We start from the raw sequence: 11,877 nt of genomic DNA, 5'->3' as shown, positions 1-11,877 counted from the left end.
GTAGACAGGGCCTGATGCGCTCCCGCCCGAAGAGGCGTCCACTGGCAATGGCACCAGTGGAACAAGAGGAGCTGGCATGAGTGAGATCGCAGACACCTCGATACCCGTATCCGGCCCCGTACCCGCGAGCGCGACAGCGCCCGCGGCACCCGTCACCGTGCCCCGGCCCGCTGTGCCGACCGTGCACGAGGCGTACTCCTTCGCCTGCATGAAGTGCGGGTACGCATGGGAGCAGGGCTACGAGATCGAGCACCACGTCGACGGCAAGGGCCAGCCCTTCATCATCTACACCGTCCAGGGCGAACGGGTGCCCTCCCCGCTGTCGAACCCCACCTGCCACAACTGCGGCGGCCACGTGGTGCGGATCATGCGGGAGGGCCAGGTGTCCTCGGTGCTCGGCACGATCGACAGGCTCTACCACCACCGCATCTCCCCGGGCATCGCCGGCCCGGTGCCGGCCGGAGCGAACGTCCCGCGGACCCCGAAGCAGCGCAGGACCCCGCCGCACGACGCCCCCGGACCCGTCGCGGTGGACGGGGCCACGGAGCGCGGGGGCCTGCTGTCCCGGCTGAAGAGGATCTTCCGCCGGTCATAAGATCGGCCCATGAGCACAGCCTCCAAGGACACTCCGCCGCCGCTGCCCGAGCCCCTGCGGGTGGCGGTCGCGGACTCCCACACCCATCTGGACATGCAGGGCGGCACCGTCGAGGAGGGCCTCGCCAAGGCCGCATCGGTCGGGGTGACCACCGTCGTCCAGGTCGGCTGCGACGTGAAGGGCTCCCGCTGGGCGGCCGAGACCGCCGCCGCGTACGAGAACGTCCACGCCGCCGTCGCCCTCCACCCGAACGAGGCGCCCCGCATCGTGCACGGGGACCCGGAGGGAGGATGGTCGCGGCAGGGCGCCCGGGCCGGCGGCGGCGAGGCCGCGCTCGACGAGGCGCTGGCCGAGATCGAGGAGCTCGCGCAGCTCACCCACGTGAAGGCCGTCGGCGAGACCGGCCTCGACTTCTTCCGCACCGGACCCGAGGGCATGGCCGCGCAGGAGCGTTCCTTCCGCGCCCACATCGAAATCGCCAAGCGCCGGGGCAAGGCCCTCGTCATCCACGACCGCGAGGCCCACGCAGACGTCCTGCGCATCCTGCGCGAGGAGGGCGCCCCCGAGCGGACCGTGTTCCACTGCTACTCCGGCGACGCCGCAATGGCGCGCGAGTGCGCGGCCGCCGGGTACTACATGTCGTTCGCCGGGACCGTCACCTTCAAGAACGCCCAGCCGCTGCGCGACGCCCTCGCCGTCGCCCCGCTGGAACTGGTCCTCGTCGAGACCGACGCCCCGTACCTCACCCCCGCGCCGTACCGCGGACGGCCCAACGCCCCGTACCTCATTCCGCTGACCGTGCGGGCTATGGCCGCGGTGCGCGGGATCGACGAGGACGCGATGGCCACCGCCCTGGCGGCGAACACGGCGCGCGCCTTCGACTACTGAGACCGCTCGGACCCTTCCGCCCCCGACACGCTGGGTAGCCGTCCGGCTTTGGCGGGTGACGGGCGCTCCGCTAGGGTGCCCGAACCCATGGGGCCGGACCAGTGGAGCAAGCGTCGTGAGCGAGAGTCCTTTCACCGGGTCGTACGGGAACGCGGCCGCCCCGGACACCGAGCCCGCCGCGGTGCCCGCCCCGCGCACCGCGGACCGGCGGGCCGCCCGGCGCCGCAAGGGCGCCGAGACCGCCCTCGTAACCGCCGCCCCGACCGGACGGCGCCGGGGCGCGCCCGCCGGCGGCGAGATCTTCGCGGCGCCCGCCGGACCGGGCACCGGACGGCGCCGCAGCCCCGACCCCGGCCCCGCAGCCGGTCCCGCCGCCCCGCCGGCCGCCGACCCGACCGGGCGCCGCCGCCGCAGCGCCCCCGCGGCGACGGCCGCCGGCCGCGACAGCTGGCGGCGCATCGTCCCGCAGGCGCTGGTCGTCGCCTTCCTGGCCGGCGGCACCACGGCCTTCGTCGCCGCCGACAAATCGGTTCGGCTCACCGTGGACGGCGAGCCCCGGACCCTGCACACCTTCGCCGACGACGTCGGCGAACTCCTCGCCTCCGAAGGGCTCGGCGTCGGCCCCCACGACCTCGTCGCCCCCGGCCGCAGGCAGGCCCTCGACGACGGAGACGAGATCGTCGTCCGCCACGGCCGCCCCGTCAACCTCACCCTCGACGGACAGACCCGCCGGGTGTGGACCACCGCCGCCACCGTCGAGAGCGCCCTGCGCCAGCTCGGCGTCCGCGTCGAGGGCGCCTTCCTCTCCGCCCCGCGCACCGCCCCCGTGCCCCGCGCCGGCCTCTCCCTCGCCGTCCGCACCGAACGCAGCGTCACCTTCATGGCCGACGGCCGCGAGAGCACCATCCGCACCAACGCCGCCACCGTCCAGGAGGCACTCGGCCAGGCCGGGATCACCCTCCAGGGCCAGGACACCACCTCCGTCCCGCCCGCCTCCTTCCCCCGCGACGGCCAGACCGTCACCGTCCTGCGCATCACCGGCACCCGCGAGGTCCGCGAGGAGCGCATCCCGTACGCGATCGAGCGGACCGAGGACGACGACCTGTTCGCCGGCACCGAAGTCGTCGAGCGCGCCGGCCGGCCCGGAGCCCGCAGGGTCACGTACGTCCTGCGCACCGTCAACGGGGTCCGGCAGAAGCCCCGCAAGGTCGCCGAGGAGACCGTCCGCGATCCCGTCACCCAGCTCGTCAAGGTCGGCACGAGGCCGCTGCCGGCCTCCGTCGCCGGAGCCGACGGCCTCGACTGGGCCGCGCTGGCCCAGTGCGAGTCCGGCGGACGCCCCTCCGCCACCGACGCCTCCGGCACGTACGGCGGCCTCTACCAGTTCGACGTCACCACCTGGCACAGCCTCGGCGGCAGCGGCCGCCCCCAGGACGCCCCGGGCCCGGAACAGACGTACCGGGCCAAGAAGCTCTACGTGCAGCGGGGGGCGACCCCCTGGCCGCACTGCGGCCGTACGCTTTACCGGTGAGCACCGCAGAGCAGCAGCCCGAGAGCACCACCAGCACGACCTCCGACGCCCTCCTCGGCCCGGCCGACATCCGGGAGCTGGCCGCCGTACTCGGCGTACGGCCGACGAAGCAGAAGGGCCAGAACTTCGTCATCGACGCCAACACGGTGCGCCGCATCGTGCGCACCGCCGAGGTACGCCCCGACGACGTCGTCGTCGAGGTGGGGCCCGGGCTGGGCTCGCTGACGCTCGCGCTGCTGGAGGCCGCCGACCGGGTCACCGCCGTCGAGATCGACGACATCCTGGCCGCGGCGCTGCCCGCCACCATCGAGGCGCGGATGCCGGCCCGCAAGGACCGCTTCGCGCTGGTCCACTCCGACGCGATGCTGGTCGAGGAGCTGCCGGGGCCGCCGCCGACCGCGCTCGTCGCCAACCTCCCGTACAACGTGGCCGTGCCGGTGCTGCTGACCATGCTGGACCGGTTCCCGACGATCGAGCGCACGCTGGTCATGGTGCAGGCCGAGGTCGCCGACCGGCTGGCTGCCGAGCCCGGCAACAAGGTGTACGGAGTGCCCTCGGTCAAGGCGAACTGGTACGCGCACGTCAAGCGCGCCGGATCCATCGGCCGCAAGGTCTTCTGGCCGGCCCCGAACGTGGACTCGGGCCTGGTCTCGCTGGTGCGGCGGGCCGAGCCGATCAAGACGACCGCCTCGAAGGCGGAGGTCTTCGCCGTCGTCGACGCGGCCTTCGCCCAGCGCCGCAAGACGCTGCGCGCCGCCCTGGCCGGCTGGGCCGGCTCGGCGGCCGGCGCCGAGGCGGCGCTGGTCGCCGCCGGGGTGTCCCCGCAGGCGCGCGGCGAGTCGCTGACGGTGGAGCAGTTCGCGGCGATCGCCGAGCACAAGCCCGCGGCGCCGAGGCCGGCCCTGTGAGCGCCGCCGACAGCCCCCGCTCCGTGACCGTACGGGTGCCCGCGAAGGTCAACGTCCAGCTCGCGGTGGGCGCAGCCCGGCCCGACGGCTTCCACGACCTCGCCAACGTCTTCCTCGCGGTCTCGCTGTACGACGAGGTGACGGTCACCCCGGCCGAAGCCCTCACCGTCACCTGCACCGGCCCCGACGCCGACCAGGTCCCGCTCGACCGCACCAACCTGGCGGCCCGCGCGGCGGAGCTCCTCGCCGCCCGCCACGGGCTGTCCGACGCCGTCCACATCCACATCGCGAAGAACATCCCCGTGGCCGGCGGGATGGCCGGCGGCAGCGCCGACGGGGCGGGCGCCCTGCTCGCCTGCGACGCCCTGTGGGGCCTGGACACCCCGCAGGACGAACTCCTGTCGCTGTGCGCGGAGCTCGGCAGCGACGTGCCGTTCAGCCTGCTCGGCGGGGCGGCACTGGGCACCGGGCGCGGGGAACTCCTGACCCCCGTGGAGGCGGGCGCCTTCCACTGGGTGTTCGCCGTCGCCGACGGCGGGCTGTCGACCCCGGCGGTGTTCCGCGAGTTCGACCGCCTCGCCGAGGGCCGGACGATCCCCGCCCCCGAGGCCTCCCCCGCCCTCCTCGCCGCCCTCGCCTCCGGCGAGGCCGACGCGCTCGCCGCGACCCTGGCCAACGACCTCCAGCCGGCGGCTCTGTCCCTGCGCCCGAGCCTGGCCGCGACGCTGGACGCCGGCACCTCCGCCGGAGCGCTGGCCGCACTGGTCTCCGGGTCCGGCCCCACCACGGCGTTCCTGGTCCGCGACCCGGAGTCCGCGCTCAAGGTCGCCGCGGCCCTCGAAGCCTCCGGGACCTGCCGCACCACCCGCACCGCCACCGCCCCGGCCCCGGGGGCCACGGTCCTGCCGACCTGACGGTCACGGGCACGCGACCGCCCGGCACCCGGGTACCCCGGGTACCCAGGGCGAAGTGAGTATCCGCGCTCTGTTCCCGCCCGGGCCCCGGGCGGGAACGTGCACCCATGGGATACGCCGCACACACCGCCCGGGACCTCGCCGAGGCCACCCCCGGGAGCCGAGACCGGTACGTCGACCTGCTGCGGGTCGCCTCGCTCGGGACCGTGCTCCTCGGGCACTGGCTGATGGCCGCCGTCAGCAGCGACGGCATAGGCAACCTGCTCGCCCTCGTCCCCGCGCTCCAAGTGCTCACCTGGGGCCTGCAGATCATGCCGGTGTTCTTCTTCGTCGGCGGGTTCTCGCACGCCCTGTCGTACCGGTCCCTGGCCCGGCGGGCCGGCGGGCGGCCCGTCTACGCCGCCTTCCTGCGGGCCCGGCTCCAGCGGCTGCTGCGGCCCACCCTCGCCTTCGTCCTGCTGTGGACCGCCGGGGCGCTCGCCGTACAGCTCGCCGGCGCCGGGGAGGGCAAGCTGACCGGGGCCGCCCTGCGGCTGGTCACCCAGCCGCTGTGGTTCATCGGGATCTACCTCGCCATGGTCGCCTTCACCCCGGCCCTGCTCAAGCTCCACCAGCGATGGGGCTGGGGGGCCTTCGCCCTGCTGGCCGGGTCCGCCGCCGCCGTCGACGTACTGCGCTTCGCGCTCACCGTCCCGTACGTCGAGTTCCTGAACTTCGCCCTCGTCTGGCTCGCCGTCCACCAGCTCGGCTTCCTGCGCGCCGACGGCCGGATCACCCGGCCCGGGGCGCTCGCCGCCGCCGGGCTGGCCGGCGCCGTACTGCTCGTCGCGTACGGGCCCTACCCGCTGTCCATGGTCGGGATGCCGGGCGAGAAGGTGTCCAACATGGCCCCGCCCACCCTCGCCCTGCTGGCGCACGGGATGTGGCTCGTCGGAGCCGTGGAGATGCTCAAGGCGCCCGCCGCCGCCCTGCTCGCCCGGCCCCGCGTCTGGCGCGCGGTCGTCGCCGCCAACGGGATCGCGATGACCGCCTTCCTCTGGCACCTCACCGCCATGCTCGCCGTCTACGCCGCCCAGCTCGGCCTCGGCCTGAGCCTGCCCGAGCCCGCGACCGCCGCGTGGTGGGCCCAGGTCCCGCTCCGGCTGCTCGCCGCCGCCGGGCTGACCGGTGTGCTCGTCGCGCTGTTCCGCCGCTTCGAGGCCCCCGCGCGCGGAGCCGTCGCGCCCGGCAGCGGGCCCCTCGCCGCCCTCGGCACCACCCTGTGCCTGCTCGGCGTCCTCGGCCTGTCCATGACCGGACTCGGCGGCCTGCTCGAGGGCCACAGCGCCGTCCTGATCGCCCTCCCGGTCACCGCGCCCGCCGCCATCGGCATGGCTCTGGGCGGCTGGCTCCTGGTGGAGCGCTCGACGTCCGCTCGGAGGGTTAGGCTGAGGGGCTGATCCACACCCTTCCCTGGAGCGCGTCTGATGGCCGTCAATCTGGTCAATGTCGAGGCAGTCAGCAAGGTGTACGGCACCCGTGCCCTGCTCGACGGCATCTCCCTCGGCGTGTCTGAGGGGGACCGGATCGGTGTCGTGGGCCGCAACGGCGACGGCAAGACCACCCTCATCCGCATGCTCGCCAAGCTGGAGGAGCCCGACACCGGCCGGGTCACCCAGAGCGGCGGCCTGCGCATGGGGGTCCTCACCCAGCACGACTCCCTCGACCCCGCGGCGACCATCCGCCACGAGATCATCCGGGACATGGCCGACCACGAGTGGGCCGGCAACGCCAAGATCCGCGACGTGCTCACCGGACTCTTCGGCGGTCTCGACCTCCCCGGCTTCGGCCAGGGCCTCGACACCGTCATCGGCCCGCTCTCCGGCGGCGAGCGCCGCCGCATCGCCCTCGCCAAGCTGCTCATCGCCGACCAGGACCTCCTCGTCCTCGACGAGCCCACCAACCACCTCGACGTCGAGGGCATCTCCTGGCTGGCCAAGCACCTCCAGGAACGCCGCTCCGCGCTCGTCTGCGTCACCCACGACCGCTGGTTCCTCGACCAGGTCTGCACCCGCATGTGGGACGTCCAGCGCGGCGCCGTCTTCGAGTACGAGGGCGGCTACAGCGACTACGTCTTCGCCCGCGCCGAACGCGAGCGCATCGCCGCCACCGAGGAGACCAAGCGGCAGAACCTGATGCGCAAGGAGCTGGCCTGGCTGCGCCGCGGCGCCCCCGCCCGGACCTCCAAGCCGCGCTACCGCATCGAGGCCGCCAACGAGCTCATCGCCGACGTGCCGCCGCCGCGCGACAAGTCCGAGCTGATGCGCTTCGCCAACGCCCGCCTCGGCAAGACCGTGTTCGACCTGGAGAACGTCACCGTCCAGGCCGGCCCGAAGGTCCTCCTCAAGCACCTCACCTGGCACCTGGGCCCCGGCGACCGCATCGGCCTCGTCGGCGTCAACGGCGCCGGCAAGACCTCGCTGCTGCGCGCGCTCGCGGAGGCGGCCCGCACCCAGGGCGACGTCCAGCCCGCCGCGGGCAGCGTCACCGTCGGCAAGACGGTCAAGCTCGCGTACCTCTCCCAGGAGGTCGGCGAACTCGACCCGTCCCTGCGGGTCCTGGAGGCCGTGCAGCGCGTGCGCGACCGCGTCGACCTCGGCAAGGGCCGGGAGATGACGGCCGGTCAGCTGTGTGAGCAGTTCGGCTTCACCAAGGAGAAGCAGTGGACGCCCGTCGGCGACCTCTCCGGTGGCGAGCGGCGCCGGCTGCAGATCCTGCGGCTGCTGATGGACGAGCCGAACGTGCTCTTCCTCGACGAGCCCACCAACGACCTCGACATCGAGACCCTGACCCAGCTGGAGGATCTGCTCGACGGCTGGCCCGGCTCGATGATCGTGATCTCTCACGACCGGTTCTTCATCGAGCGCACCACCGACACGGTGATGGCGCTGCTGGGCGACGCGAGCCTGCGGATGCTGCCCCGCGGCCTGGACGAGTACCTGGAGCGCCGCCAGAAGATGATCGAGGCGGCCACCCCGGCCCCGGCCCCGGCCGCCGCCAAGTCGACGTCCTCCGGCGACGCCCGCGCCGCGAAGAAGGAGCTGGCGAAGATCGAGCGCCAGCTCAACAAGATGTCGGACCGCGAGACGAACCTGCACGCGCAGATCGCCGAGAACGCCACCGATTTCGACAAGGTCGCCAAGCTCGACGCCGAGCTCCGCGAACTCATCTCAGACCGGGACGAGTTGGAGATGCGCTGGCTCGAGCTGGCCGAGGAGGCCTAGGCCTTCGGTCTCCGCGGGCGCCAACCGGCGGGATAACGGCGCTGTCACAGGCCGGTCCTCCCTTGGGAACAGGGGACGGACCGGCCCGTTGTAAGAAAGCCGTCAGTGGTAGAAAGGTCATCCCCCTACACCACCCGACGCCGAAGGTATGCGCTGATGACCGAGCCGCCACAGCCGCCGAACCAGCCGCCTGCACCTTCCGGTTACGGTCACCTCCCCGGCCCCCCGCAGCCCGGGTACGGGTACCCGCAGCAGGGCGACAACCCGTACGCGCAGCAGCCCCCGACGCAGCCCATGCACCCGGTGCAGCCCGCGCCGTACGCGCCGCAGCAGGGCCACCTCCCGCCGCCGCCCTCCGCAATGCCCACCGTCGGCATGTACCCGGGTCCCGGCGTGCCGCAGCCGCCCGCGAAGAGGAAGACGGCCGTCGTCGCCGCCGCGGTCGCCGGCGCACTCGTCCTGGGGGCCGGCGGCTGGTTCGCCTTCTTCGCCGGCGGTGACGACGACGTGAAGAAGCCCGTCGCGCAGAGCTCCGCACCCGCCGACGGCAAGCCCTCCGCCGAACCGGACAAGGGCGACGGCAGCGGCAACGGCTCCGGGGGCACGGAGGACCTCAACGCCGGCCGCAAGCAGGGCGAGGACAAGACCCTCTGGCTCAAGACCGCCAAGATCGACGGCCCCGGCATGGGCGTGGACTCCGCCGGCCAGTGGATCGTCGGGGACACCGTCGTCAAGAGCATCTGGAAGAACCTCACCGCGTACGGGATCACCGACGGCCAGGAGAAGTGGACGCTCGCGTTCCCCACTCCCATCTGCTCCGTCACCCGCCAGGCCACCGCGGAGGGCAAGACCGTCGTCATGTTCAAGGACGGCGATGGCGACTCCGCCACCTGCAACCAGATGAAGCAGGTCGACCTCAAGGCGGGCAAGGAGGGCTGGACGAAGGAGGTCCCCAAGGAGGGCCTCTTCGACATCATGACCAGCCCCACCCTGGGCATCACCGGCGACACCGTCGCCGTCAGCCGCAGCGGCACCGCCAGCGCCTTCAAGGTCAGCACCGGCGACAAGCTCTTCGGCAGCGCCACCGCCGAAGGCTGCAAGCCCGACGCGTACGTCGCGGACACGGGCAGGATGATCGCCCTCGCCACCTGTTACGACGAGGACCTGTCGAGCGAGGTCTCCGACGCCGACCCGGTCACCGGCAAGAAGACCTGGACCTTCAAACTGCCCGCCAAGTACAAGATCGGCGCCGTCTACTCGCTGGACCCGCTCGTCCTCGACATGGGCAACGAGGAGAAGAAGGAACGTGCCATCGTGGTCCTCGGACCCGACGGGAGGCAGCGCGCCACCGTCAGCGGCGAGGGCACCTTCGCCACCGAGTGCACCAACGGCCTCTTCCGGTCCGTCGAGGTCTGCAACCGCACCGCCGTCGACGGCAACACCCTCTACATGCCGACCGTCCCCGGATCCGGCAAGGCCAACGAGATCGTCGCCTTCGACCTGGCCTCCGGCAAGGCCAAGTGGCGCACCCCCGCCGGGGACGGCCGCACCATCACCCCGCTGGGTGCCGCGAACGGGCAGCTGATCGCCTACCGCAAGGCCACCACCGAACAGGGCGGCGAGGTCGTCTCCGTCCCGGCCGCCGGCGGTACGCCCACCGTGCTCCTGCGCAACCCGTCGGGAACCTCCGCTCCGATCGAGAGCTCCTTCTACGACCCGACCGTCGACTACGCGGGCGGCCGGCTCTTCGTCTCCCAGTCCCGCCTTCGCGCCCAGGGCACGGCCGAGAAGCTCCTGATGGTCTTCGGCAAGTGAACGAGTCCACCGAGTCGCCCACCGAGAGGGCAGTACACCCCGATGAGTAACCCGAGTACCCCGCCGCCCCCGCACCAGCCGCCCGCCGGCGGCTTCGGCGCGCCGCAGGACCCGCCGCCCGGCGGCTTCGGCGCGCCGCAGCAGCCGCCCGCGCCGCAGCAGCCGCCCGCGCCGCAGCAGCCGCCCGCGCCGCCCCAGGCGCCGCCGGCCCCGCCGGCCGCGCCGTCCGTGCCCCCGCAGGGCGGGCCGGCGTACGGGTATCCGCAGCAGGGCTACGGCTACCCGCAGCAGCAGCCCGCCCCCGGTGCCCCCGTCCCGCCGCCCTACGGCGCGCCCACGGCCCCGATGCAGGCGGCCCAGCCCCCGGCGCCGGCCGGTCCGGGCGGCGGCGGCAACGACAAGCGCACCCAGCTGATGATCGTCGGCGCGGCCCTGCTGGCCATCGTCCTGATCATCGCGGGAGGCTTCTGGTACGTCTCCGACGACGGCGGCGGCGTTGGCGGTGGCGGTGGCGCCGCCCCCACCGCCAACGGCGGCACCGGCACCGACAAGCCCGGCGGCGGTACCCCCGGTTCGGAGAAGGTGCCCGCCAACACCAAGTCGAAGCCGCTGTTCAACCAGCCGAACCCGACCCCCGACGAGGTCGTCACCGTCGCCGGCTCCTGGCTGACCGACTCCACCTACGTCAAGTCGGACGTGGCCAAGGTCGTCGGCTACAACACCGTCGACGGCGGCAAGAAGTGGGAGGTGCCGCTCCCGGGCGAGCTCTGCGGCGCCACCAAGCACGTCAGCGACAACAAGACGGCGATCCTGTTCCGGCCGACGAAGCCCACCCCCGACAACAAGTACCCGGCGTGCACCGAGGTCGGCGTCATCGACCTGAACGCCGGAAAGCTCCTGTGGTCGGGCAACGCCAAGGGTGCCACCACCGGCGACCGGCCCGCCTCCTACTACGAGGTCACCCTCAGCGGCCAGACCGTCGCCGCGGGCGGCACCAGCGGCGGCGCCGCCTGGAACCTCGCCGACGGCAAGTCCCTGTGGACGCCCAAGGTCGACGGCGAGGGCTGCTACGACAGCGGTTACGCCGGCGGCGAGGGCCTCGCCGTGATCCGCAAGTGCGGCCGCGGCGACAACCAGACCCTCTACGCCCAGACCCTGGACCCGGCCACCGGCGCCCAGACCGCCTCGTACAAGCTCTCCCCGGGCATCGAGTGGGCCTCCATCGTCTCCACGAAGCCCCTGATCGTCGCCGCCGACGTCGGCAAGACCGCCAAGAACGCCACCGGCGTCAGCGACCTGTTCGTCGTCGACCCCAAGGGCGAGCTCAAGGCCCGCATCTCGCTGGCCTCCGGCAACTTCGGCGGCAAGTGCGGCGGCACCGAGGTCGAGAAGTGCTCCGGCTTCGTCGTCGGCAACGGCAAGATCTACCTGCCCTCGATCGAGCACCAGGGCAAGGAGCCGGTCGGCCGCACCAACGAGCTGCTCTCCTTCGACCTGGAGACCGGCAAGCAGACCACCGACCGCGCCGACGCCGGCGAGCGGTACACCATGTTCCCGCTCCGCATGGACGGGTCGCACATCATCGCGTACAAGCAGCCCCCGTACGACAAGGGCGGCCAGATCGTCAGCATCGACGGCACGACGATGAAGGAGACCCTCCTCATGGAGAACCCGGCGGAGAAGACCAGCCGCACCGCCGAGACCGGCTTCTCGCCCGACTACTCCGAATACCGCTACCACAACGGCAAGCTCTTCATCTCCCGCACGACGGCCAGGAAGCCGTACTCGGACAAGGGCGACCCCGAGTACCTGTTCGTCTCCTTCAGCGCCAGCTGATCCCCGGCCGATCCCGGCCACCCCGCGCAGGACGCACGAGCCCCCGGAAGGTCCGCCTTCCGGGGGCTTCTGCGCGGTATCCGCCGCGCGCCGTCGAACAAGCGTGTAGCTTGCCGGGGCAGAAGGG

Annotated in this window: 9 protein-coding genes; all 9 read left to right on the top strand. The window is 73.1% G+C overall.

Annotation, left to right across the window (positions count from 1 at the left end):
• Positions 1-76 precede the first annotated feature (76 nt).
• The 9 genes from ACIPK4_RS33035 to ACIPK4_RS32995 all read left to right on the top strand — a co-directional run bounded on the left by ACIPK4_RS33035 (position 77) and on the right by ACIPK4_RS32995 (position 11,750).
• Complete coding sequence (locus tag ACIPK4_RS33035) at positions 77-595, top strand: hypothetical protein (RefSeq protein WP_402319638.1); 519 nt, start codon at positions 77-79, stop codon at positions 593-595.
• Between the two features lie 9 nt (positions 596-604).
• On the top strand, positions 605-1,483 hold the full coding sequence (locus ACIPK4_RS33030) for a TatD family hydrolase (protein WP_402319635.1): 879 nt from the start codon (positions 605-607) through the stop codon (positions 1,481-1,483).
• 115 nt (positions 1,484-1,598) lie between these two features.
• On the top strand, positions 1,599-3,014 hold the full coding sequence (locus ACIPK4_RS33025; RefSeq protein WP_402319632.1) for a ubiquitin-like domain-containing protein: 1,416 nt from the start codon (positions 1,599-1,601) through the stop codon (positions 3,012-3,014).
• Entirely contained in the window at positions 3,011-3,922 is a 912-nt protein-coding gene (gene rsmA / locus ACIPK4_RS33020; protein ID WP_402319629.1) for a 16S rRNA (adenine(1518)-N(6)/adenine(1519)-N(6))-dimethyltransferase RsmA, read from the top strand. The genes ACIPK4_RS33025 and rsmA overlap by 4 nt, the downstream gene beginning before the upstream one ends.
• A complete protein-coding gene (locus tag ACIPK4_RS33015; protein WP_402319626.1) occupies positions 3,919-4,836 on the top strand; it encodes a 4-(cytidine 5'-diphospho)-2-C-methyl-D-erythritol kinase in 918 nt (305 codons plus the stop codon). The genes rsmA and ACIPK4_RS33015 overlap by 4 nt, the downstream gene beginning before the upstream one ends.
• 107 nt (positions 4,837-4,943) lie before the next feature.
• Positions 4,944-6,275 carry an acyltransferase gene (locus ACIPK4_RS33010; protein ID WP_402319623.1) on the top strand — a complete coding sequence of 444 codons (1,332 nt, stop codon included), beginning with the start codon at positions 4,944-4,946 and terminating at the stop codon, positions 6,273-6,275.
• Between the two features lie 27 nt (positions 6,276-6,302).
• Positions 6,303-8,099, top strand: coding sequence for an ABC-F family ATP-binding cassette domain-containing protein (locus ACIPK4_RS33005; RefSeq protein WP_376203601.1), 1,797 nt, complete (start codon positions 6,303-6,305; stop codon positions 8,097-8,099).
• Between the two features lie 156 nt (positions 8,100-8,255).
• Positions 8,256-9,914, top strand: a complete 1,659-nt coding sequence (locus ACIPK4_RS33000; protein WP_402319620.1) for a PQQ-binding-like beta-propeller repeat protein — start codon at positions 8,256-8,258, stop codon at positions 9,912-9,914.
• 42 nt (positions 9,915-9,956) lie between these two features.
• Positions 9,957-11,750, top strand: coding sequence for a PQQ-binding-like beta-propeller repeat protein (locus ACIPK4_RS32995; RefSeq protein ID WP_402319617.1), 1,794 nt, complete (start codon positions 9,957-9,959; stop codon positions 11,748-11,750).
• The last annotated feature ends 127 nt before the right edge of the window (positions 11,751-11,877 follow it).

Origin of the sequence: Streptomyces sp. NPDC086989, from assembly GCF_044745505.1 — a bacterium.
Classification (GTDB): domain Bacteria; phylum Actinomycetota; class Actinomycetes; order Streptomycetales; family Streptomycetaceae; genus Streptomyces.
Note: the sequence above shows the minus strand (reverse complement) of the source record. Positions and strands in the feature narration are given on the sequence as shown.